This is a genomic window from Paenibacillus sp. NEAU-GSW1 (assembly GCF_009737085.1).
Taxonomy (GTDB): domain Bacteria; phylum Bacillota; class Bacilli; order Paenibacillales; family Paenibacillaceae; genus Pristimantibacillus.
Map to the genome: position 1 here is coordinate 1 of NZ_WOVL01000022.1, position 23,063 is coordinate 23,063.

A 23,063-nucleotide genomic window follows, 5' to 3' on the forward strand; every position below is an offset into this window, starting at 1 on the left:
CGCAAAACTAAGCGTATGCTTTCGAAGCAAGTTTTGCTTCGCAAAACTAAGCGTATGCTTTCGAAGCAAGTTTTGCTTCGCAAAACTAAGCGTATGCTTTCGAAGCAAGTTTTGCTTCGCAAAACTATTAGGGGGATTCGTTCTGTGAAAACAGCTGTATGGCTTTATTTGTTTCTTTTCGTCGCCTTTTTCGATCTGCACGCCCAATACCCGATCTTAACCCCGTTCGCGATCTCGCTGGGAGCCGCCCCCTCCTTCATCGGCCTGATGATGGGCATGTATTCCATTACGCATCTGCCTGGCAATCTATTGGCCGGCTATAGCGTAGATCGGCTTGGCAGCCGGTTGTTTATCGTCTTCAGCTTGCTCGGAGCCGGTGTTATTCTTCTATTTCAATCACAAGTAACCGATCCGTGGCAATTGCTGCTGCTTCGCTCCATCAGCGGCTTTGTGCTGGCTTTCCTCTCGCCCGCATGCTTGGCGCTGCTTGCAAAGCTGACGAGCAATCGGACGGAGCAAGGCAAGCTGATGGCCGGCAACGGGCTCGTCCATACGCTCGCGACCGTCGTTTCGCCAGCCGCAGGCGCTTATTTGGTAGCGCAAATCGGATTTGCAACCGCATTTAATGTGCTGGGCTGGATATTGATCGCCACTTCGATTTGCGCTCTCATTTTCATCCGCGACAACCGCTTTGCTGATTTGCCAGAAGCAGATCGGCTCCAGAAAGAGAGCCTCCCTCAAATGAAAGTTCGGGACGAAGGCTCCCCGATACCATGGCTTGTCTTCGTCCTGCCGATTGCAACCAGCTGCGCGCAAGGCATCCTTTCCTTCGAGCTGCCGCTAATGTCCAGCACCAAGGAAGGCATCATGACGACAGGACTGTTGTTCTCTGTCGTCAGCATAGGCGCGCTTATAACGCTCAGCATGCTGTTTCTGAACAAAATATCTGCTTTCTACCGGACGCTGTGGGGAGCGCTGGCGCTCGCGCTTATTTATTTTACGATTGCCGCCGGCACTCCGCTTCCTTTCGCAATCATGCTGCTATTCGTCGGAATGGCGAAAGGAATCATTATTCCGGCCATCCCAACGCTCCTTATCGAGCTTAGCGGCGGTTCCCGTTACGGCCGAACTTTCTCTGTGCTTTCGATCGCCTATTCCATCGGCGCCTTTATCGGCCCGATGCTCGCGGGCCAGCTTCGCGGCCAGCTATCCCCTTACTATATTGCTTTTCTAGCTTTAATGATCGCCGTCACCGTCCTGCCGTTTCACAGCAGACGTCCCTATACGACAAACACCCATTTTTCGCGCAACTAGGTATTCGCACAAGGCCGATGTCTCCCCGGCACATACAATGAGGTATGTCAAGCGGCCAGAGCCAATTGACCTGGAAACCGGCAATTGACTTGCCAAGTACATTCATGAGGGGTGACTTTATAATGTCAACATTCGTAGGCGGAACTACCTCCGGCAACCATCACCACCATCACGGCCATCATGGCACGAATGCAGCTGTCATTCTCGTTCTGTTCATTCTGCTCGTAATCGTTGTATGCGCAATTTGCTAGTATTTCTTAATAAAAAAGCAGCCTTTCGCTCCATGCGAAAAGGCTGCTTTTTTTCATGCCGGCAAATTGATAAACTATATCCAAGCCAGCCAAAGATCCTGATGTAAGGAAGTGATTGCCTTGGATTTCGCTATCATCGTAGAGGGTAAAAATGACAAAAGCCGGATACGCCGCGTGCTGCACGAATCGGTACCGATCTATTGCACCTACGGCACGCCGGGCAGCGACCAAATCGAACGGCTGCGCAAGCAGGTAGGCGGGAAGCAAGTATACCTGTTCACCGACAACGATTCTTCCGGCAAGCGAATACGCGGCATTCTGCGCGACATTTTCCCGGACGCCGAGCACATTTACACGCGAAAAGGCTATCCGGGCGTCGAGCATACCCCTGAAGATTACTTAATCGAGCAATTTGAGAAAGCCGGGCTGGAGGAGCATATTTTGTACCCCGATCCCGCCTCCGAATGGACAAAAGAGGATCAAATATGAAGCAAATAGATAACGACAGAAACCGTAATAATGCTCAGCACGGTTGAAATAAATACCGTTTGCGAAGCAAATTCCGCTTCGTTGTCGAATTCGACCGCAAGCAGCACGCTGCTAAGCGAAGTCGGCACAGCGGAAGACACAATTAACGCGGCGGCCAGCATCCGGTCGAACTCGAGGAAAAAACCGAGGCCCCACAGGATCAAGCCTGCAAGCGCCGGCCCGATGGCTAGCCTCAAGAAATTGGACAGCAGCACATTGGACAGCAGCGAACGGTCTAGCTTCCACTTCATGCTGCCTAGCTGCACGCCAAGCGTAAGGAGCGCCGTGCCGATAAAAGCATCGGCCAAATAAACGATCGGCGTCTCCACAGGTTTCGGAAGCACGACGTTAAACCAGTTAAATAAAAATGCAATCGGAATGACATATATGATTGGCTGGGAAATGATCGTTTTCATAACGCCGCGCAAATTCGTTTTATGCGCATTCACGCTATAAATGCCGTATGTATTCGGAATCAGCGATTGCGACACCATAACGATAATCTGAACGCCAAGCGTATAAGGATTGCCGGAAAAAGCGAGCTGATTAAGCGGTATGCCGTAATTCGCGCTGTTATAGAACAGTACGCTGTTCCGCATCGCGCCGCGCATGCCGCCATTCAAGCCGCGGAGCCTGATTACGAGTTCGACTCCCGCTCCTTGCAGCAAGAGGAAGATCGCGATGAACAGAATGACCTTGCCGATTAATGGAGCGGAAATGTCCGTTGTATACAATAAGTTAAAAATGACGGCCGGCGAAAACACATAGAAGTTCAGCTTGGAGAGCGTCTTTATGTCCAAAGAAAAAAGCCGCTGGATTGTGAAGCCTATAGCTATCATCAATGTCAGCGGCAATACGTTAACCCATAAAATATGCAGTAATATGCCCATCGCTATTCCTTCGCAAGCCGCTTCATGTATGCTGCAAGCTGCTCCGCCGTCAATTCCTCGTCGCTGCCGTCAATCCATTTGCGAATCTGGCCCTTCTTGTCAACGAGCGTAATGACGTTCATATGCGTGTAAGCATTGTTGGCTTCATCCTTCAAGACGCCTACCCCAAAGTCTCTGGACAGCTTTAGAGTAGCCTCTTCCTCTTCCCCCCGCAAAAACAGCCAGCCGTTGCCCGGTTCGGCGAAATTCCGCTTCGCAAAGGCGCGGATCGCATCCGGCGTATCCCGTTCCGGATCGAACGTAATGGAGATCAACTCAACCTTATCGCCAAGCAAGCCTTCCTTATCGAGCAAATCCTGCGTCTCCGACAGCAGGAACGTCGTCGGCGGGCATACGTCCGGACAATTCGCAAAGTAGAAGTATACAAGTCTTGCTTTGCCATTCGTCGATTCAAGCGTTACCTCGTTGCCGTCAATATCGGTTAACGCAAAAGCCGGAGCTGCCATCTGAACCGGCAGCGACTCTTCCGGCTTGGATAAGCTAGTTACCAATAAATAAATGCCCATTGCCAAACAAACAGCCAGAACAGCGATTTTAAAGCTATGTTTTTTCAGAAAAGTCATAATTTCCTCTTCCCTTTCGACGCATTGCACTTATTTGATCGTGTTTGCAATCATCACGATAAAGACGACCATCAAATAGTTAACCGAAATTAAAAAATTCGCTTTTGCCCATTTTTCATCGTCCTTCGCTTTCAAGCCCATAACCGTATGAACCGCCCAAATGACGCTGGCTAAAGCGGAGATGATCAAAAATACAACGCCTGTATATCCGTAAGCATAGAGCAGAATGCATGTCGGAATGAGCAGTACAACATAAGGAATCATTTGCAGCTTGGTCCGTTTAATTCCTTTCACTACAGGAAGCAGCGGATAGCCCGCAGCTCGATACTCCTCAACGCGGCGAATCGCAAGCGACCAGAAGTGCGCCGGCTGCCACAGAAACAGAAAAGCGAACAGCAGCCAAGCTCCGGCATCAACCTCGGTTGTTACTGCGCAATAGCCAAGCACCGGAGGCATTGCCCCGGAAATACCGCCGATCGACGTGCTCCACGTCGACGTTCTTTTCAGCCATATCGTGTAAATAAAGATATAGACGAACCAGCCGAGAAAGCCAAGCCAGCCTGTAAGCGGGTTAACGCAAACAAATAATATGGCAAGGCCGATAATGCCAAGCACGATGCCGTATCCAAGAACGAAACCGGGCTTCAATCTGCCTGTTGGAAGAGCGCGATCCTTCGTACGCTCCATCTTCAAATCGAGCTCGCGGTCCCAATAGTTATTAATGACGCAGGCCGATGCAATCGTAATGGTAGAGCCGATAACGACGTAAAGCAGCAGCAGCCAATCGATATCCCACTTAGAAGCGACACAGAAACCGCCGATAGCAGCAAACACATTCAGTCTGAGCAACCGCGGTTTTGTCAATGCGATTAAGTCTTTAAACACGAAGCGAGCCTCCTAAATTATGCCGCAAGACGCTTGTAAAGCGTCCAAACATTTCATTGATGAATCGCTCTTTATCATACCGAAAAAAGCTAGCGATGACAACGTTCGCCCTCATTGTTCATCATTTCGCCATTCAAATTGTGACAATTATTTTGGAACCTTTTGCCGGGCGCTCAATACACTGTCTATGTAGTTAATGGCCTATGCCCACCGGCTGACGGCAGCAGTCGAAAAGTGAAAGGAAGTGAACAGTCTTACATTATGGGAGTAATAAAAACGAACGCCGGACAGACCAAAATACTTGCCAGACTGATGAGGGCTGAAGCAGAGGGCGAAGGCGATCTTGGCATGCTGATGGTCGGCAACGTCGGCGTAAATCGCGTTTTGGCCAACTGCTTGGATTTCAAAAATATACGTTCTATCGAACAAATGGTATATCAGCGTCCAGGAGGCTTTGAGGCGACAATTAAAGGCTACTTTTATCAAGGCGCAAGAGACAGAGAAATCCGGCTGGCGGAGCGAGTCATCAATGGTGAACGCCAGCATCCCGCATCGAATGCGCTTTGGTTTTTCCGTCCGGCCGGAGGCTGTCCGGGTACATGGTGGGATCAACAGAACAGCGGACGATTTAAAGCGCATTGCTTCTTTATTCCTAAGCAAAGCGACTGTCCGAGCGTCTATTAACAGCAGTAATTGCAAGTTAAATATAGAACATTCAAGATCGAAAGCGAGGAAAATTGAGCATGTCTAAAGGTTATAAAGGCGGAGTTGGCCCAGCGAACACTGGTGGTTACGGTTACGGCGGAGTTGGTCCGGCCAATACGGGCGGTTACGGTTATGGCGGTTACGGCGGTTATGGATACGGTTATGGCGGCGGTTATGGATATCCACAAGCTCAAACGCTTCCGGCAGCATTAGGTCCAAATGCGGCTCCAGTATTGCAAGCTGCCGCAGAAGCTAAAAAAGAAAACATAATGCCAATGGCAGCTGCGCCAAATGCTAACATGATGCCGATGGCAACGGCTCCGAACGCAAATATGATGCCTATGCCGATGGCGATGGCACCAAACGCTAATATGATGCCGATGGCGACAGCTCCAAACGCGCACATCATGCCGTTGGGCGCAAATGCTCCTATGGCTCCTATGGCTCCTATGACGCTTGGCATGCAATCCGTAATGCCTCCTGCGGTAAGCAGCGGTTCCTTCGTTACGCCATCGGGCGGCAACATTGTAGCCGTTCCGGTCGCCGAGGAATCGTACGTAGAAAACATTTTACGCCTTAACCGCGGCAAAATGGCAAGCTTCTACATGACATACGAAAACAACCGGGAATGGAACGCTAAAATTTTCCGCGGCATCATTGAAGCTGCAGGACGCGACCACATTATTATTAGCGATCCTTCCACCGGCATGCGCTATTTGTTGCTGACGCTGAATTTAGATTACGTGACATTCGACGGACCTATCAATTACGAATATCCGTTCCAAGGCGGCACTATTACAAGCGCAACACCGATGACAGCGACAAGCCGCGATTAATCGGAACCTTCATCTGCTGCGCTCTTCTGCAGCGCAGCAGGCTTAAAGGTCCACACATGCAACTTATCCGCTCCGCCAACCACCCACTCGGCGACGCGATACCACGGAGAACGCTCGCTGCAGCGTTCTTTTTTTATTTGCTCCGCTTCGTCCTCGCTGTCGGCGTACCATATTTCTACAAACAAATTGGGTTGATCTGTTCCTTCATATAAGTAAATATTCAATTCCCCGTCTCGAATAAGCCGTCCCGTATACGATAAATAAGACGCCCGATTTTCCGCGGCAATGCGATATTCGGCAAAACAAACATTTTTCATTTGCGGATATCCCCTTTCTGAAGCGCGGAACGAAGTTTCGCCGCCAAAAGACGGCAATGCAGTTTCCGCTTGACCCAAATTATACTTCCTTCATATTCAATGATAAAGTTGCAGTTCTCCGTTGATACTATATCCAATCTGCGGCTTTGCCAGCTTTCGCTTCCCAAAAATATCTAGGAGGATACAACAGTGGATACAGGCACGCATCTTGTTATGGGAATTGGCCTCGCGGGTCTTGCGACCGTCGATCCCGTCGTCGCTTCCAATCCCGCTATACACATGGCTGTATTGATCGGTACCGTAGTCGGGTCGCAAGCGCCGGATTTTGATACTTTTCTTCGATTAAAGGGCAATGCCAGCTATATTCGCAATCATCGGGGAATTTCACATTCCTTGCCGGCGATTGCCATTTGGACAGCGCTCATCACGGGCATTTTGCAATTGATTTATCGCGGCAGTCTCCCCTGGCTGCACATCGGAAGCTGGGTGCTGCTTGCCGTTTGCGTACATGTCTTTACCGATTTATTCAATGCATACGGAACGCAAGCGATGCGGCCCTTCACAGATAAATGGATCTCGTGGAACATCATCCATATTTTCGATCCGTTTATTTTTGCGACCCATCTGATCGCAATTGGACTTTGGGCAATCGGAGCGTGGAATCCCGCCGGCATCTTTATCGTGCTGTATGCTTGCACCGCTGTTTATTTCATTTGGCGGACGATCGCTCAGCGAGCTACGCTTCGATCGGTTCAGCGGCTCGATCAGCAGCATCTTCCGAGCGATATCAACATCGTCATCCCAACGATTTCTCTTGACGGATGGAATGTTGTAAAGCGTGCCGCGGACGGCAGTTTTTTTGTCGGCGATTTGCGGAAAGGAAAGCTGCGCTGGCACGATCAAGTCATTTGTTCGGATCATCCGGCCGTTGCCAAGTCTCGAAATGATCCGGCAATCCGTTCCTTTCTGTATTTCACTAAATTTGCTTGCGCAGATGTGAAAGAGCATAATTGGGGATATGAAGTTCGATGGTCCGATGTGCGCTACCGCCATCGCAAGCAGTATCCGTTCGTCGGTGTTCTGTTAATGGACCGTGATTTCAAAACCGTCGGATCCTACGTTGGCTGGTTAAGCGACGACCGGTTGATGAAAAGGCTCCGCATGAATACCTATTAAAAGCGTATTGACTGAAGGAAGCCCCTGACGGACAATAGAGGGGGCTTTCTTTTTTGCTTGCAGCCGGATTGCTGAACAAGCAAAAAGCTCAAGGTTTCCCTTGAGCTTTTGCATTGTGTATAAGAAGCATTTAGCGGAAATTGCTGGAGCCGGACAATTGTTGTTCGGCGATTTGAACGAGCTTTTTCGTAATGTATCCGCCTAAAGAGCCTGCATCGCGCGTCGAAACATTGCCATAGTAACCGTCCGCTGGAATTTGAACGCCCAGCTCTTGAGCTGCTTCCAATTTCATTTGGTTAAGAGCTTGTTGAGCTTGAGGAACCACCAATGTATTGCTGCTTTTGTTGCTAGCCATGCGGAATTTCTCCTTTCGAAATGGGAACTTTGTGTGTTTTGCAAGCTTGCAAGCTTATTATGTGCACCCATTCAGAAACTATGCTCTAGTCTAAAAATAATTTATGAGCCCGCTATGAAGGAGAGTTTACCAATGTCCAAACCTTTATCTTTGGCGTTCGCCGTCCTTTCTGTCCTATTTATGCTTGGCACCGCTGTCGCGATCTCTTATAACGGATGGCTTGCCCTTCTGCTTGGCATATTGACGCTATTCGTTATCGGAAGCGGCTTTATTGTAAAAGCAAGGCTCCGCCGCGCGGAGCAAAACAATAAAGGCTGACGCATCTATCGCGTCAGCCTTTATTGTTTATTTAGCTTTCATTGCGGCGGCAAGAAGCCCATTCGTTCTTTCACTTCCGCCAGCGTACGATCGGCAACAGCAGCGGCACGCTCCGCACCTTGCTTCAAGATCGCATGGATTTCGCCCGATTTGCGAATCTCATTATAGTTGGCTTGCAGCGGCTCGATAACCGAAACGACATGCTCGGCCAAATCTTTTTTGAACGGACCGTAGCCTTGTCCCTCGTAGCGCGCTTCAACCTCTTGCACGGACATATTCGCGCAGTGCGAATAAATGCTGATCAAGTTGCTAATTTCCGGCTTGCTCGCCGGATCGAATTTAACCTCACGGCCGGAATCGGTCGTTGCGCGGCTAATTTTTTTGCGGATGACGTCAGGCGGATCCAGCAAAGCGATATAGCTGCCTGGATTCGGATTGCTTTTGCTCATCTTCTTGCTTGCATCGTCAAGCGACATGATGCGCGCTCCGACTTTCGGTATATAGGGCTCCGGAATTTTGAAATACTCTCCATATCTTGAATTAAACCGTCCCGCCAGATCGCGCGTCAGCTCCAAATGCTGCTTCTGATCGTCGCCCACCGGAACGAGATCGGAATTATATACAAGAATATCTGCTGCCATCAGCGGCGGATAGACGAAAAGTCCTGCGCCTACCGATTCTTTTCCCGCCGATTTCTCTTTAAACTGCGTCATACGTTCCAATTCGCCCATATTGGATAAAGTCGTCATAATCCATCCGAGCTCCGCATGCGCGCGAACATGCGACTGCATATAAACGTTCGCCTTCAATGGATCGATGCCAGCCGCAATAAACAACGCCGCTACCGCTTCCGATTGCTCCCGCAGCTTGGCTGGCTCTTGCGCGACCGAAATAGCATGCAGGTCCACGACCATGAAGTAACATTCTTCCGTATGCTGAAGCTTAACGTAATTTTGCATCGCTCCGATATAGTTGCCGAGCGTAAGCTGGCCGCTAGGCTGAATGCCGGAAAGTACTCTTCCCATAGTGATCTGCTCCTTTGTATGCGCCATAGACGCAGAAAATCCCCCGCCGCAAGGGACGAGGGACCGTGGTGCCACCCTAATTCGCTATTATCGCGCCGCCATCCTTAATCGGTGAACGGCTGGCTGTGATAAAGCCTTCATTGTTTCCGTAACGGGGAAAAGCCGGAGGAGCATTGACGGCACCGATTATGCCGCTTTCCGCACTCTGCTCCGGGATCCATTCAGTCTCAGGCTTGCGCCGGTTCTCACCACCCACCGGCTCTCTGGACGCATAAACGCCTGCGCTTACTTGTTCCCATCATCGCATTTACAACGATTATACCTGCATTGCCAGGAATGTCAAGGCGGCGAGAAAGTTGTCCTATACCTTTGTTTGCTGCATAGACTAATGATAAATGTAAGTGTGCAGTGGAGAGGTTGTCGAAACCGATGGATGATTTAATTTCCCATTTATATACATTTAAAATTTTGTTTTTAAGCCTTATTTTGGAAACTTTTCCTTACATCTTGCTTGGCGTGTTATTCTCCTCGCTGCTGCAAGTTTTCGTCACCGATGAAGCCATTCGGCGAATAACGCCGCGAAATCCCATTGCAGGCGTTATATTCGGCAGTTTGCTGGGCCTGCTGTTTCCGCTTTGCGAATGCGGCATGATTCCCGTAGTTCGCCGGCTGATCCGTAAAGGGATGCCTTCCTATATCGGAATCGTATACTTGATTGCTGGACCGGTCGTCAACCCGATCGTATTTGCATCGACGCTATCCGCCTTCCGCTCCGCTCCAAGCATTGCCTATTCCCGCATTGGACTCGCATTTGTCATTTCCGTCGTTATCGGCCTGCTGTTCTCCCGATTCATGCACGGCAATCCGTTGAATAACGAAAATAAAGCCGTCTTCATTCATGAAAACGGAACGCAAGACCATTTGCTTGCCGCTCGGCCGAGCTGGAGCGCTCGAATCTCTTCCACCCTCGGACATGCCTCGGACGAATTTTTCGATATGGGCAAATATTTTATTTTTGGAGCGCTTGTTACTGCCATTATTCAAACCTTTATTGACCGCAATGCGCTGGCAGGCGTAGCCGATCACCCAACTTTCTCCTATTTCTTCATGATGGGATTCGCTTTTTTGCTGTCGATCTGTTCGACGTCCGACGCTTTTATCGCCGCTTCCTTCAACGGCTTGTTCGGTCCTGGGCCGCTCATGGCTTTCCTTCTGCTCGGTCCGATGATTGATTTGAAAAATACGATTGCGATGCTGTCCGCTTTCCGCATGAAGATCGTGCTTGCGCTTATCGCGGCAACCGTATTGCTTGTCTGGACAGCCGCATCGCTTTGGGAGGCGATCATATGAAGGAGCACTGGATTAGAGCCGCGCTCTTAAACGCATTCGCATTGCTTATCGTCTATTTGCATCATACAAATCAATTGCTTTACTACATCGAGCCGGGAATGTCGCTCTATGTAAAGCTTTCGTCAATCGGTTTGCTCGCGGCCGGCACGCATCAGATTTACGCCGCCTTGCAGCGGCGTTCCGGCAATTCCACCCCATCGTGCGACTGCGGACACGACCACGAGCATCCGAGCCACCGCTCGAAACCATTATCAAGGATCAAGAAATGGCTCGTCTATAGCTTGTTCTTGCTTCCTCTCATTCTTCCTTTCGTCATGCCGGGCAACGCTCCCGACAATGCTTCCGCCCGTCTGCACGCGCATCAGCATTAGTTTCCGTGATGTTCCTCCTGCCTTACGCTTCCGCGTCTTGATTTGGAAACTCGCGCACCATCAGCGTCTTAGGCTGCTGATAACGATAGCTCCAGTTCGCCGTGTTGTAGTTAGATTCGTAACAGATGCTAGCCGACCAAGTCCCCGCACTTGGCCGAACGGCAAAATCATAAACAATTTCCCCGTGCGTCCAATTGCGCCTGAATTGCAAAGCTTCAATCGCCATTTTGCGAAAGGCTTGCACCTGAGTAGGCGTCATTCCCCGCTCCAGTTTCTCCAAGCTACCGTTTCTGCTTTCAATCGGATTTTGCCGCAAGCCAAATTTTCCAATAGCATTGTTACGGATATGAATCATGACTGTTCCTGCAGTTGCATTCGTTAGCTCCTCTTCTAGCTGGCGAAATACGAAATCGACTTGTCTGGCGAGTGGCATAGCATCCAAATTCATACTTATTTTCCTCCTTTCTAAAATAAAAACCTTTTATTTACATCTAGGTCTCAAGTATGATTATAATTTGACTTGAATAAATTTACAATATAGTAAATAAAGATTATTTGCATAATTCGCTATTATTCGAGAATAAAAATTTGACAGACGCCGTCATTTTTTATTGAAAATCGACTTTTCCGTTTATAGACCAATCGACATGAGGGTGCTATAATATGGATATTCTATTAAAAGGAGCGCTTACATAATGATCCAATGGTACTATTCGTTATCTGTACGAAACAAACTATTGATCTCAATTTATTCCATTTTAGCGCTGTTTACTGTGGCCATACTTCTCGTTCTTGCTTTTACCGGCGGTTCTGTAGTCGCAGGTCTTATTGTCTCGCTTGTCCTTGCAGCCGCGGCATATCCGGTAGCAGCGTTTATTGAACGTTCATTAAGCGGTTCATACGATGAAATGGCAGACACGGCATTCCGGATCTCTAAAGGCGACTTTACACAAAAAATCGACACTTCCAACGCAGCGCTTGGCGAACTTGGTCATGCTTTCAACAGCATGATCGATAAACTTCGCGACATTCTGACTGAAACATCGAACATTACGCGCCATGTTTCAGAGACGAGCCGAAGCATATTCGATAAGAACACTCATATTAAAGAAGCAATGGAGCAAGTAGCCGCATCCTCCAACGAACTGGCTACCGGCGCCAACGAAATATCGGAAGATGTGTCCGATATGAGCGATTCCATTGTAGAAATCGAAAAAATGGTTGCCGGCTATGCCAACTCGACGAAACAAATGAATCAACGTTCCGAAATGACTTTGCAATTGGTTGAGAAAGGCCGCGAAGCGCTGGACTCACAAGCGGAAGGCATGCGCCGCAACGTTGAGGCAACGGAGAAAGTGTCTGAAACGATCCAAGAGCTTGCACGCAAGGCGCAAGGCATCTCGGCTATTACAACAACAATCTCCGATATTGCCGAGCAAACCAACCTGCTTTCCCTGAACGCTTCCATTGAGGCGGCGCGCGCAGGCGAGCATGGACGCGGCTTCGCCGTCGTCGCTCAAGAAGTTCGCAAGCTTGCGGAAGAATCCACGTCTTCGACGAAGCAAGTATTCAATCTCGTCAAAAGCATCGATCAAGGCATCAAGCATACGATCGAGAACATGAAAATCAACGAAGAAGTCGTTCAATTGCAAACAACGCGCATTCAAGAATCCGAGCAAGTATTCAATGACATTGTGCAAAGCGTACAATTCATTACGAATCAAATTTCCGCTTTCGCCAGCGAAAGCGATGCAATGCTCGAAAGCGCGCGTAAAATTTCCGACGCGATTCAGAACATTTCTTCGATTACACAACAATCAGCTGCCGGCACCGAACAAGTATCAGCATCGATGAACGAGCAAATCGCCTCCGTGCAAGCGGTTGTTGACGAGACCGAGCGCATGTTGAATATGGCAACCCAGTTGCAGCGCACGATCCAAGTTTTCAAAATGAAATAATTGTTCGAAAGCTCCGAAGGCTCCGTTCCAAATTGGAATGGAGCCTTTCTTTTTTGGGATCGAAATGCATGAACGATAAGGCGCAAAGGGAACAATAGCGGCACGACTGAATTTGCTTATCGAGAAAGGATGGAACTGGGCATGGCAAAGGATCACTTTACAAAACCCTTTTTCTATCGAAAATTAAGCTGGGCAGCCGCATTGTTAACCATCGCCCTTCTCCTTCCTCAGCCCTCAGTCAGTCATGCAGATGAAATGGCATATTCGAAGCTTAAACCGAAAGTTCGTAAAGAGGAAATGTCCTGGGTGAAGATGGAAAAAAAGTTTCCCGGCGCTTTTATATTAAACGGTCCACGCGGCCAGAAAAAAATTGCGCTTACCTTCGATGATGCTCCCGATCCTCGGTTTACGCCTGAAATTTTGGACGTCCTCGCCAAGTACGATGTATGCGCTACGTTTTTTGTCGTTGGCGCGAGAGCGGCCAAACATCCCGAAATGGTTCGCCGTATAAGCAGAGAATGTCATACCGTAGGCAATCATTCGTATAACCATGCGGTCATGTCTAAGCTTTCGGCTGCCGCTTTTCGGTCTCAAATTGAGCGAACAGATACGATTATTTATCGCATAGTCGGTTATCACTCTCGTTTTATCCGTCCGCCATACGGAGAAATGCTTCCTGCTCAAGTCGGATGGACGAAACGCAACGGTTATATCGTCGTTAACTGGGACGTTGATTCCATTGACTGGAGAAACAATCCTTCAAGCGGCGCCATCTTGCAAAATATCCGAAAAACGCTGCAGCCTGGATCCATTGTATTGCAGCACGCTGGAGGCGGAGTCGGTCAAGACCTTAGCGGCACCATTGAGGCGCTTCCTCGACTTATAGCAACGATGCGGCAAAAAGGCTTCGAGTTCGTTACGCTACAAGAATTGCTCGGCCAATCCGCTTATAAATAAAAAACGGCGATGCGATTTTTCGCATCCCGCTTTCTATTTCTATTTCAAAATATACACCTTTACGTTCTGAATGCCGAAATTGCTTGCTTGCGCAGACGTTCCCGGTACGAAAATGTCAATCCGGTTGCCTTTAATTGCGCCGCCGGTATCGGTCGCTTTCGCAACCATGCCTCCAATCGGCAAACCATTATGATCGTAGCCTGTAATATACACTTGCGTGCCAAGCGGTATGACGTTCGGATCGACCGCAATAGTTCCGACTTTCAGCGGATTTCCGAAATAATCGACAGCGCCCCACTTTCCGTTTTCCGATGCTGCGGCGCTATATGCGGTTGCTTTAACCTGCAATTGTTCACTGAATGTATGGATTTTGCCGTTTGCTGCCGTAACCGTTTGCGCTTTAAGCGTGGTGGCGCTGGCGGTGTTTGTTTTTTTGGCTGCGCTCGAGTGCACAGTTGATGGAATCGTAATCTTCATGCCAGCCCAAATATTAAGCGGATTGATTTTTGCGTTTGCTTTCATTAGCTGCGTAAGGTTTACATTGTATTTTTTAGATAGTTTCCAGAACGTATCTCCTTCGACTGCTGTATGCGTCTTGGTCGCTGCGCTTACCGGTCCTGCTGCGAGAAGCAATGTCAGTCCGATTGCCGCTGTTGCTATCGATAATTTTTTCATAGCTGTAACTCCTTCGTAAGCCGTTGGTTTTATTCTAAGTACTCGTTTTTAACGAATAGGGATATGTCTGCCGGATTTGTTTAGAAAAAAAGACGCCATGCTTGTCGCATGACGCCTCGCCCTTCATTAGCGTTGCAATTAGCCCGTAAATTCTTGTACCCATTTGCCGTTAACATAGCCGACACCGATTTTTTTGAAGTTAGCGCTCAAGATGTTCGCGCGGTGACCCGAGCTGTTCATCCATGCATTCATTACTTCTTGCGGCGTTTTTTGGCCGGAAGCAATATTTTCACCTGCATAGGAATAAGTTACGCCGAATTGCTTCATCATATCAAATGGCGAACCGTAAGTTGGCGACGTATGGCTGAAGTAGTTGTTATCGTCCATATCTTTCGCTTTAGCCGTTGCTACTTTCGTCAAAAGCGCGTCAGTTGCCAATGCTGCCAGACCTGCTTTAGCACGTTCTTGGTTAACCAATGTGACAACTTGCTTCTGGAACTCGCTTTGCGATACTGTGCCGCTGTTCGTGTTGGAATTGTTGCCCGTGCCAGTGCTTGGCTTCGTTGTTGTGCCTGTGCCAGTGCTTGGCTTCGTTGTTGTGCCCGTGCCAGTGCTTGGCTTCGTTGTTGTGCCCGTGCCTGTGCTTGGCTTCGTTGTTGTGCCCGTGCCTGTGCTTGGCTTCGTCGTTGTGCCCGTGCCTGTGCTTGGCTTCGTTGTTGTGCCCGTGCCTGTGCTTGGCTTCGTCGTTGTGCCCGTGCCTGTGCTTGGCTTCGTTACAATAACCGGCAATTGAATCGTAATGCCGCCAAACGTAATTTTATCAAGGTCGATGCCGTACTGCTTCGCGATTTGCGCGATTTGATCTTTATTAATGGCAATAACGTTGGAGTTTGTCTTCACAGCTTCTGCTGCACCTGCAGTTGGAGCCGTTACTCCTGCGCTGATCAAAGCTGCTGCTGCCAAGCTAGCGACACCCACTCGTAATGTTTGCATCTTCATGTAAATCATCCTCCTAAAATGTTGTATATTGTGTTGCTGAATCTGCAATATTTGATAATTGCTAATGACTCTGTGTTGTTTGCTGTGCTCCCTGACGCAAGTTATCGTAACATGGCCGCAAAGCTAGATTCACGACTCAAAAACTGGTAAAACCCGCGATTTCATTGTGTTTTCTGCGTTTTCTCCGCTTTATGAGAAAGCGTTCATTTTGCCGAAAAACGTGCATTTCAGTGCCAGGCTTAAAGGATTGGCTCCTATTTTGATAGATCAATCGTATATCATCGCTGCAAGATTAGAATCCGTTAAGAAACCGTTTTCAAATATACGCCGCTATATGGATCAACTGCTTTCCGCATAGCAAAAAGCCGCAAAACAGCTGATAGAGTCAGCGTTTTGCGGCTTTTCTTGCCGAACCGTAATTATGTATTCCTATGTTTTCGTTCGGCTGTATGGACCGATAATTATTGCACTTTAACGAATTTACCTGTTGCTTGCGATTCAAACGCGCTCAAAATAACGGCGAGCGACTTGCGTCCTTCTTCGCCTGTTACTTCTGGAGTTGTATTGTTTACAATCGCATCGATAAACGCTTCGACAACGCCGCTTGCAAGCTGCTTCTCATTCGTCGAGATTGCGCCTACTTTATGTCTTTCCACTGTGCCGTTGCGCAGTTCCACGATAACTTGATCGTCCGGATCTGTGCCGATTTTCATTACGCCTTTTTCGCACCAGAGCACTGTACTGTTGTCTTCGCCTTTATAGTAAGTCCAGCTTGCTACCAATGTGCCGATTGCTCCGTTGCTCATGCGAACGAGTACAGAGGAGTTATCGTCCACGTCGCCCGGTTTGTCCAGCGTTGCAATAAATGCAGCGACTTCGGATACTTCGTCGTCAAGCAGCCAGCGGATCAAGTCGGATTTGTGCACGCCGAGATCGCCCATTGCGCCCATAATCGCTTCGTCTTTACGGAAGAACCAGCTGCCGGCACCGTCGATGCTCCAGTTGTCCGGACCTGGATGGCCAAACGATGTTCTGAACGTCAGCACTTTGCCAAGCACGCCAGATTTCAAAATTTGTTTCGCTTTAACATGCGAAGGAACGAAACGTTGGTTGTGTCCAACCATCAGCTTCACGCCGTTTTTAGCAGCTGCTTCAATCATCGCCGCCGCTTCTTCGTCTGTCGAAGCCATTGGCTTCTCAACAAGCACATGCGCGCCAGCGTTAGCCGCAGCGATCGAGATCGAAGCGTGCGTTGCGTTTGGCGTACATACGCTAACTGCGTCTGGTTTAATTTCAGCCAGCATCGTTTCATAATCGGCAAACGCTTTGCCGCCATGCTGCTCCGCATATTGCTGTGCACGTTCAATAACCGGATCAACGAATGCAACCAATTCAACGTTTTTGTTATCTACGTACTCTGGAATGTGACGCCATTTCGAAATCGAACCGCAACCGATTACCGCTACTCTTACTTTACTCATTAGAATCATCCCTTCGAATTCTTAATATGAATCTTAATACGCAACTGCAAGAAAGCTTGGCTTCCGGCTTGACATCAGGAGCTTTGAGTGAAACTCAAAGTCACACCTTATCCAAAGGCAGACGCTTTCGCTCCTCCAGCTCAAACTTTCCTTCCGTCGCTTTTAAGGCTTCAGATATAATAATTACTTGTTCAAATAGTTGTTTTTCAGCCAGTTGAGGCTTTCTTCAACCGCTTCAAGCGGCGGATTCGCGCAGTTGTCTTGCTCGACTATTATCCATTCCACGCCTATTTTCTCCGAGAGCTCGATAAGCTCGACTCGTGGCAGTAAGCCTCTTCCAAGCTCAACTGTGTCCATTCCGTTCTCGCCTTTAAGGAAATCTTTAAGATGAAGGATAGGAAGACGGCCTGCATATTTAGTTACATATTCAAGAGGATCTTGTCCTGCATATTGAACCCAGCCGATATCCATTTCAACCTTTAGCAGATCTGGGCCGATACGATCGAACAGCTCGTCGAAAACAAAGTTGCCGTCAAACGAAACGTGAAATTCAAAATCATGATTATGGTATAAAAGCTGAATGCCCGCATCGCGGAAACGCTTACCATACTGCTCGAATTTATCAAAATGCTGTTGCCATGCTTCTGCGCTGCGTTGATCTTCTTCAAGCCAAGGAATGCTCGCATATTTTGCTCCGATCGTATGCAAATAAGCGATTTCCTCGTCAATTTTTTCTTCGAGCAATTGGAGGCCAATATGGCTGCCGATCACTTTCAGATTAAGTTCTTGAAGCAAGTCACGCATTTTCTCCGCTTCGATTCCGCCGTATCCTGCGAATTCAACGCCCTCGAAGCCAAGCGCTGCTACTTTACGAAGCGTTCCTTCCATGTCTACACTTGTTTCATTCCGCAACGTAAATAGCTGCAGTCCGATTGGCAGTTTGCCCATGCTTTCATGCACTCCCTACTCTGTCATGTGTTAATATTTGTTTTTGCTTTTCGAACTTCATTATAAAACCCAGTACCTACAAAAAACAGCTCATTAATTACTCTTTTTATATGCGATTTTGTTATATCGCTGCATTTCGGCAAAAAGAAAGGCGCAACCCTCCGCGGCTATCTAGCTGCCATGGGCTGCGCCTTTCCTTATTACTATTAGCGAATTGTAAGCGTAATATTCGCTTCTTTTACGCCAGCAGGTACGGATACAACGCCGTCTTGAACCGTTACGGATGCACCGGATGCCGCTTCAATAACAGAACCTTTCAACGCAAGCGTAAACGGCTTGCCGCTGCCTTTCACGCTAACCGCAATAGACTGGCCTTGGCGAGCAGCTGTAACTTCAAGATCCGTTGCGCCTTTCACGTCGCGTACCGTTGCGGAAGCGGAGCGTCCGTCTTCCAGCTCGTATACAGTCAGCTTAGCGCCTTCAGCGAAGTCATAATCCGGCTTCACATCGTTTGCGCCGATTGCAACGATGGAGTTCGGGCGGATGAACAATGGCAGGCTGAAGAAATCATACGTTTCTTTGAACCATTTGCCGCCTTCTATCGAAGCGCCGGTCAACAGATGCGTCCAGCGCCCTTCCGGCAAGTAGTAAGTTACTTGACCGTTCTCGCTAAATACTGGGGCAACGAGAATCGAATCGCCCAGCATATATTGGCGGTCAAGGAATTCCGCAGTCGGATCTTCTGGGAACTCCAGCACCATTGCACGCATGGATGGCAAGCCAAGCTCTGTCGCTTGTACGGCCGTATCGAACAAGTAAGGCATCAGGCTGCATTTAAGCTTCGTGAAGAAACGGGTAACATCAACCGCTTCTTGATCGTATGCCCAAGGCACCCGGTACGATTTGCTTCCGTGCAGACGGCTGTGGCTGGAGAGCAAGCCGAACGCGAGCCAGCGTTTGAAGACGTGATCCGGCGCCGTATTTTCGAAGCCGCCGATGTCATGGCTCCAGAAGCCGAAGCCGGACATGCCGAGCGACAAGCCGCCGCGCAAGCTTTCAGCCATCGATTCATAGTCGGCATAGCAGTCGCCGCCCCAGTGTACAGGGAACTTCTGTCCGCCAACCGTAGCGGAACGCGCGAACAGCGCCGCTTCGTTTTTGCCAAGCTTCTCTTCAAGCAAATCAAATACCACTTTATTGTAGAGATACGTATAGTAGTTATGCATTTTGTGCGGGTCGGATCCGTCATGGTACACAACGTCCGTTGGAATACGTTCGCCGAAGTCCGTTTTGAAGCTGTCGACGCCCATGTCAACCAGCTCGCGAAGATAGCCGGCAAACCATTCGCATGCCGCAGGATTCGTAAAGTCGACGATCGCCATTCCCGGCTGCCACAAATCCCATTGCCATACGTCGCCGTTTGGCTTTTTCACCAGATAGCCGTTTTTCTTGCCTTCTTCGAACAGGCGCGAGCGCTGTGCGATGTATGGGTTGATCCATACGCATATTTTCAGCCCTTTTTCTTTCAGGCGGCTGAGCATGCCCACCGGGTCCGGGAATACCCGCTCATCCCATTTGAAGTCCGTCCAATGGAAATCGCGCATCCAGAAACAGTCGAAGTGGAATACATGCAGCGGCAAGTCGCGCTCTGCCATGCCGTCAACGAACGAATTAACAGTCGCTTCGTCATAGTTTGTTGTAAAGGAAGTTGTCAGCCACAGGCCGAACGTCCATGCTGGAGGAAGCGAAGGCTTGCCAGTCAGCGCTGTATATTTGCCCAGTACGTCCTTAATTGTAGGTCCGTCGATAACGAAGTATTCAAGCGATTCCCCTGTTACGTGGAATTGCACTTTTTTCACTTTTTCCGAAGCGACCTCAAACGATACGAGCTCCGGATGGTTAACGAATACGCCATAGCCTTTGTTCGTTACATAGAAAGGAATATTTTTGTACGATTGCTCGGAGCTTGTGCCGCCGTCTTTGTTCCAAATATCAACGACTTGGCCGTTTTTAACGAAAGGCGTAAAACGCTCGCCAAGGCCGTAAACCCATTCGCCTACGCCAAGATCAAGCTCTTCGCGCACGAAGGATTGCTGTTTGCCTTCTGTAATGTAAGCCATCGAACGCTGCGCGCTGCCTGTAATGCGCTCTTCGCCGCGATAGAAATCGACAGCCCATTCCGGGCCTTTGCGAATGCGAACACTCAAGCTGCCGCTCGTCAAAATCGCTGCTTCTTCAGTTTCTTCAATCGTTACATGATTGCCTGTCTCACGGGTAAGCTCGAATGCCGGACCGTGATCCGCAACGCCCATATGATGAATCAGCTTAACGCCGATAACGCCAGGAATCGGGGAATGGAATTGCACCGTCAGAAGCATCGTATCCAGCATATTGGCGCGCGACAAAATCGGACGCGGCGATGCATATGCCGTCAACGTGCCGTTACGCTCTTCGAAATCATGCGCTTGCACTGCGCTCAACACCTGGTACTGCTCGCGAATCATCCAGTTGCCGTCTGTAAATTTCATTGTTCCAACCAGCCTTTCTCTTCTCACATTGGTTTATCATGGACTAGCTCTATAATTTGCATTATACTGATAAAAACCGTGAATAACTAACATCATCATGCTTGTTTATAACATTATTCTGACCTAGTGTGATTGGAGGCGTTGTAGAATGGACATGACGATGCGGCATTCGCTTCGCGAGGACCGCCTGCATGGCAATGTTCAATTTCCGCTAGCCGCTTATTGGATGGACTACGCTCCCGGCGAAGTTAACGTTGACTGCCACTGGCATGACGAAGCCGAATTTCTATATGTGCTTGAGGGACAGCTGCTTTTTCAGAACGATACGGAATACGTTAAAGTACAAAAAGGCGAAGCTGTCTTTATCGACGGAGGCGACATCCATGCCGCTTATTCGCTTGACGGCGCGCCTTGCAGCTTCTGCGCAGTCGTGTTTGATCCGCGCTGGTTGGACAGCGCCGGCTACGATGCTGTGCAGAATCGTTTCATTCGTCCGTTTCAGGAAAAGAAAAAGACGTTTCCCCGCCATATCCGCCCGGATACGCCGTGGGAGAAGCGTCTTCTTTCCCATCTGTCCAACTTGCTCGGCAGCTTTGATGAGGAATCGAATTCCGCATTAAACAATGAGGCCGCCGTTAAAGGATATTTTTTTCTCATGCTCAATGAAATTGAACCGGAAGGGCGTTCTTGCAATCGCTCCCTGTCCGGCTCCGAGGATCAGCTTCGGGCTGAACGAGTCGAACGGCTGAAAAAAACGATTTTGTACATTCAGCAAAACTACGCCAATCCGATTCGCATTAACGAACTGGCTAATCAAATTCCGATGAGCGAAGGGCAATTTTTCCGTTTTTTCAAAAGGATGACCCGCCAAACGCCTGTGGAATATTTGAACGCTTACCGGGTCAGCCGAGCGACAGAGCTGCTCCAGCATACGGAACGCAAAATATCCGACGTTGCGCTTGAAGTCGGATTTGACCATATCAGTTATTTCATTAAAGTATTTCGCAAAACGATGAATTGTACACCGTCAGAATACCGTAAACAAAAAGCATAAGCTGGGCGAGACATAATATTGTAACCAAAAACTAATTATTTTTTAAGAAACAGTTAACCTTTTTCGTATACAATACAGATAGATAAACTGCAACCGAATTAATTACATTGAGAATCGGCTACCGATTTAAAAGTTTGTCTCGGGCTATGAAACTTTTTTACGAGTCGAATCGTATAGAAATAAAATCACGAAAAAAGCCCATTCACGCCGTTAGGCGAAACATAATCAGTCCAAGAGCAGATTGGAGGATATAGCAATGAAAACGATGATTCTTTTTAATAACAGGACGATACCCGTATACTTAACCGATACGAATAAAAAAGCGATAGACAAACTGTCCGACGTTTTAAACCGCAAGCTTGAAACCGGCAAGAACGCTTTGAAGAACTGCATTAAGTCACTTATTAGCGTTGAAATTGTCGGCAGTGAAGCGACGCTTCACTCCTTGTACGAGAAAGACACGCTGACGATATCGTTGTATTAAGGTAAAAAGGCTTATGCCCGATTGCAGATGCTTCTGCTGATCGGCGCATAAGCCTTTTTTCGTAGGTTGTTATGGTTGTGAATTGTGAACGCACGTGTTTCACTCCTAACGAATCTGGTTCGCGATTTAGCGAAGCTTGATTCGTTAAATCGCTCTATTTTTCGGGTTAGCGCACACTTTGCCTGTATCAGCGAAATAGTTTTCGCTAATTGCGAACTGCGGTTCCCGGCTAACGAGCATCGCTTCGCTAAATACTCGAAACCGCCCTTTAAGCGAGTATTTAACGAAGTTAGTTTCCTTATATAGCGAAGCCGGTTCGTTAAAGGCTCAGTCGTGCTTGAGCTGCAACAGCCAACAGTTTAGTTCGTTTGCGTCGTTGTTGCCGCAGCGCCGCCTTGCTGATCTCCCGGCTGCTGGCGTCCTCCGCCCATTCCGCCGCCGCCAAAACCGCCGAACCCGCCGAGACGAATCGCTTCCGCTTCTTGCGTGCCCTCTTTCAGCGTAATGGTTATAACGTCATCCGCTTTCAAATCAGCGAGCGTTAACGTCGTTTCTTTTCGCTCATTATTCTCGAAAGTAGTCGAGATGATCTGGGTAGCATCTGACACCGTAATTTCGGCAGTCTCTTCCGTGAACATGTTTTCCATGTTCATCATGCCGCCCTCGGGACGCTGCGGCCTCTCGCCTTGTACAGCGCCGTCTCCAGCTGGCTTCTCGCCGTCCTGCGGAGGCTGCGGCATTTCGCCATCGTCCATTGCCGGCGCTTGTCCATCCTGCTGACCACCGCCGCCACCATTAGGACGTTCGCCCGGATTAAACGATGAAGTATAAATCGTTATCGTCTGACCGTCAATGGACTTTATTTTGCCCAGCGTTCCGCCCATCATCATGCCGCCTGCCGGACGCTGCTGGTCCGACAGTTCGCCGACTTCCGCCGTTGAAGGGGTGGTTGTATCGGCATTCGCGCCGCAGCCGGTTAATGCAGCAACAATGACTGCCGCACTGAACATAAGCTTCCACTTATTCATGTTCATT

General features: G+C 48.8%; 27 protein-coding genes. 13 read left to right on the top strand and 14 right to left on the bottom strand.

Annotated features, from left to right (window positions below; translation table 11 throughout):
* Positions 1-144 precede the first annotated feature (144 nt).
* From GOM71_RS16665 to GOM71_RS16675, 3 genes are all read left to right on the top strand, one after another.
* Complete coding sequence (locus GOM71_RS16665) at positions 145-1,314, top strand: MFS transporter (RefSeq protein WP_367649661.1); 1,170 nt, start codon at positions 145-147, stop codon at positions 1,312-1,314.
* Between the two features lie 122 nt (positions 1,315-1,436).
* Positions 1,437-1,565, top strand: a complete 129-nt coding sequence (locus tag GOM71_RS16670; RefSeq protein WP_156283077.1) for a YjcZ family sporulation protein — start codon at positions 1,437-1,439, stop codon at positions 1,563-1,565.
* Between the two features lie 120 nt (positions 1,566-1,685).
* Entirely contained in the window at positions 1,686-2,054 is a 369-nt protein-coding gene (locus tag GOM71_RS16675) for a ribonuclease M5 (RefSeq protein ID WP_156283079.1), read from the top strand.
* Here GOM71_RS16675 and GOM71_RS16680 read toward each other — a convergent pair.
* Genes GOM71_RS16680 through cyoE form a run of 3 tightly spaced genes read right to left on the bottom strand, consistent with a single transcriptional unit; the run spans position 2,045 to position 4,491 of the window.
* Positions 2,045-2,983 carry an AEC family transporter gene (locus GOM71_RS16680; protein WP_156283081.1) on the bottom strand — a complete coding sequence of 313 codons (939 nt, stop codon included), beginning with the start codon at positions 2,981-2,983 and terminating at the stop codon, positions 2,045-2,047. The two genes, GOM71_RS16675 and GOM71_RS16680, sit on opposite strands and share 10 nt — an antisense overlap.
* Positions 2,984-2,985: 2 nt before the next feature.
* Positions 2,986-3,606, bottom strand: a complete 621-nt coding sequence (locus GOM71_RS16685) for an SCO family protein (protein ID WP_156283083.1) — start codon at positions 3,604-3,606, stop codon at positions 2,986-2,988.
* 30 nt (positions 3,607-3,636) lie between these two features.
* Positions 3,637-4,491 carry a heme o synthase gene (gene cyoE / locus GOM71_RS16690; RefSeq protein WP_367649662.1) on the bottom strand — a complete coding sequence of 285 codons (855 nt, stop codon included), beginning with the start codon at positions 4,489-4,491 and terminating at the stop codon, positions 3,637-3,639.
* Positions 4,492-4,752: 261 nt separating this feature from the next.
* Here cyoE and GOM71_RS16695 point away from each other — a divergent pair, with 261 nt between their 5' ends.
* Together GOM71_RS16695 and gerQ are read left to right on the top strand one after the other, a co-directional pair.
* Positions 4,753-5,175, top strand: coding sequence for a cell wall hydrolase (locus GOM71_RS16695; protein WP_156283085.1), 423 nt, complete (start codon positions 4,753-4,755; stop codon positions 5,173-5,175).
* A 353-nt stretch (positions 5,176-5,528) separates the two neighbouring features.
* Positions 5,529-6,032: a spore coat protein GerQ gene (gerQ, locus tag GOM71_RS16700; protein WP_483311053.1), complete on the top strand. Its 504-nt coding sequence runs from the start codon at positions 5,529-5,531 to the stop codon at positions 6,030-6,032.
* Here gerQ and GOM71_RS16705 read toward each other — a convergent pair.
* Positions 6,029-6,349, bottom strand: a complete 321-nt coding sequence (locus GOM71_RS16705) for a hypothetical protein (protein ID WP_156283087.1) — start codon at positions 6,347-6,349, stop codon at positions 6,029-6,031. The genes gerQ and GOM71_RS16705 overlap by 4 nt on opposite strands.
* A gap of 189 nt (positions 6,350-6,538) precedes the next feature.
* Between GOM71_RS16705 and GOM71_RS16710 the strand changes: the two genes are divergently transcribed.
* Positions 6,539-7,525, top strand: a complete 987-nt coding sequence (locus GOM71_RS16710; protein ID WP_367649663.1) for a metal-dependent hydrolase — start codon at positions 6,539-6,541, stop codon at positions 7,523-7,525.
* Positions 7,526-7,655: 130 nt separating this feature from the next.
* Here GOM71_RS16710 and GOM71_RS16715 read toward each other — a convergent pair whose 3' ends face one another.
* Positions 7,656-7,880 carry an alpha/beta-type small acid-soluble spore protein gene (locus GOM71_RS16715; protein ID WP_156283089.1) on the bottom strand — a complete coding sequence of 75 codons (225 nt, stop codon included), beginning with the start codon at positions 7,878-7,880 and terminating at the stop codon, positions 7,656-7,658.
* Between the two features lie 132 nt (positions 7,881-8,012).
* Between GOM71_RS16715 and GOM71_RS16720 the strand changes: the two genes are divergently transcribed.
* Complete coding sequence (locus tag GOM71_RS16720) at positions 8,013-8,198, top strand: DUF5325 family protein (protein WP_156283091.1); 186 nt, start codon at positions 8,013-8,015, stop codon at positions 8,196-8,198.
* A gap of 38 nt (positions 8,199-8,236) precedes the next feature.
* Here the strand turns inward: GOM71_RS16720 and trpS are convergent, their stop codons facing one another.
* Positions 8,237-9,223 (bottom strand): tryptophan--tRNA ligase, encoded by a 987-nt coding sequence (gene trpS / locus GOM71_RS16725; protein ID WP_156283093.1) that lies wholly within the window; start codon positions 9,221-9,223, stop codon positions 8,237-8,239.
* Between the two features lie 76 nt (positions 9,224-9,299).
* The gene (locus tag GOM71_RS23950; RefSeq protein WP_173275740.1) at positions 9,300-9,479 is read right to left on the bottom strand and encodes a hypothetical protein; all 180 of its coding nucleotides are present in this window, start codon (positions 9,477-9,479) and stop codon (positions 9,300-9,302) included.
* A 173-nt stretch (positions 9,480-9,652) separates the two neighbouring features.
* On the opposite strand from GOM71_RS23950, the gene GOM71_RS16730 reads away from it, so the two are divergent.
* Both GOM71_RS16730 and GOM71_RS16735 read left to right on the top strand, forming a co-directional pair.
* Positions 9,653-10,573, top strand: coding sequence for a permease (locus GOM71_RS16730; RefSeq protein ID WP_156283095.1), 921 nt, complete (start codon positions 9,653-9,655; stop codon positions 10,571-10,573).
* Positions 10,570-10,944: a DUF1980 domain-containing protein gene (locus GOM71_RS16735; protein WP_156283097.1), complete on the top strand. Its 375-nt coding sequence runs from the start codon at positions 10,570-10,572 to the stop codon at positions 10,942-10,944. The genes GOM71_RS16730 and GOM71_RS16735 overlap by 4 nt, the downstream gene beginning before the upstream one ends.
* A 22-nt stretch (positions 10,945-10,966) precedes the next feature.
* Here GOM71_RS16735 and GOM71_RS16740 read toward each other — a convergent pair whose 3' ends face one another.
* Positions 10,967-11,392, bottom strand: a complete 426-nt coding sequence (locus GOM71_RS16740) for an O-methyltransferase (protein WP_156283099.1) — start codon at positions 11,390-11,392, stop codon at positions 10,967-10,969.
* Positions 11,393-11,639: 247 nt separating this feature from the next.
* Between GOM71_RS16740 and GOM71_RS16745 the strand changes: the two genes are divergently transcribed.
* Entirely contained in the window at positions 11,640-12,902 is a 1,263-nt protein-coding gene (locus GOM71_RS16745) for a methyl-accepting chemotaxis protein (RefSeq protein WP_156283101.1), read from the top strand.
* 255 nt (positions 12,903-13,157) lie between these two features.
* The gene (locus GOM71_RS16750; RefSeq protein WP_253944890.1) at positions 13,158-13,859 is read left to right on the top strand and encodes a polysaccharide deacetylase family protein; all 702 of its coding nucleotides are present in this window, start codon (positions 13,158-13,160) and stop codon (positions 13,857-13,859) included.
* A 39-nt stretch (positions 13,860-13,898) separates the two neighbouring features.
* Here the strand turns inward: GOM71_RS16750 and GOM71_RS16755 are convergent, their stop codons facing one another.
* The 5 genes from GOM71_RS16755 to yicI form a co-directional block, all read right to left on the bottom strand.
* Positions 13,899-14,534, bottom strand: coding sequence for a 3D domain-containing protein (locus GOM71_RS16755; RefSeq protein WP_156283105.1), 636 nt, complete (start codon positions 14,532-14,534; stop codon positions 13,899-13,901).
* 138 nt (positions 14,535-14,672) lie between these two features.
* Complete coding sequence (locus GOM71_RS16760) at positions 14,673-15,533, bottom strand: CAP domain-containing protein (RefSeq protein ID WP_156283107.1); 861 nt, start codon at positions 15,531-15,533, stop codon at positions 14,673-14,675.
* Positions 15,534-15,994: 461 nt separating this feature from the next.
* Positions 15,995-17,014: a Gfo/Idh/MocA family protein gene (locus GOM71_RS16765; protein ID WP_156283109.1), complete on the bottom strand. Its 1,020-nt coding sequence runs from the start codon at positions 17,012-17,014 to the stop codon at positions 15,995-15,997.
* A 183-nt stretch (positions 17,015-17,197) separates the two neighbouring features.
* Positions 17,198-17,962, bottom strand: a complete 765-nt coding sequence (locus GOM71_RS16770) for a sugar phosphate isomerase/epimerase family protein (RefSeq protein ID WP_156283111.1) — start codon at positions 17,960-17,962, stop codon at positions 17,198-17,200.
* Between the two features lie 206 nt (positions 17,963-18,168).
* Positions 18,169-20,490, bottom strand: a complete 2,322-nt coding sequence (yicI, locus tag GOM71_RS16775; RefSeq protein ID WP_156283113.1) for an alpha-xylosidase — start codon at positions 20,488-20,490, stop codon at positions 18,169-18,171.
* Positions 20,491-20,638: 148 nt separating this feature from the next.
* On the opposite strand from yicI, the gene GOM71_RS16780 reads away from it, so the two are divergent.
* A complete protein-coding gene (locus GOM71_RS16780; protein ID WP_156283115.1) occupies positions 20,639-21,544 on the top strand; it encodes an AraC family transcriptional regulator in 906 nt (301 codons plus the stop codon).
* 256 nt (positions 21,545-21,800) lie between these two features.
* Positions 21,801-22,028 carry a 3-dehydroquinate dehydratase gene (locus GOM71_RS16785; RefSeq protein WP_156283117.1) on the top strand — a complete coding sequence of 76 codons (228 nt, stop codon included), beginning with the start codon at positions 21,801-21,803 and terminating at the stop codon, positions 22,026-22,028.
* A gap of 359 nt (positions 22,029-22,387) precedes the next feature.
* On the opposite strand, the gene GOM71_RS16790 is transcribed toward GOM71_RS16785, so the two are convergent.
* Positions 22,388-23,062: a hypothetical protein gene (locus GOM71_RS16790; protein ID WP_156283119.1), complete on the bottom strand. Its 675-nt coding sequence runs from the start codon at positions 23,060-23,062 to the stop codon at positions 22,388-22,390.
* Position 23,063 lies beyond the last annotated feature (1 nt).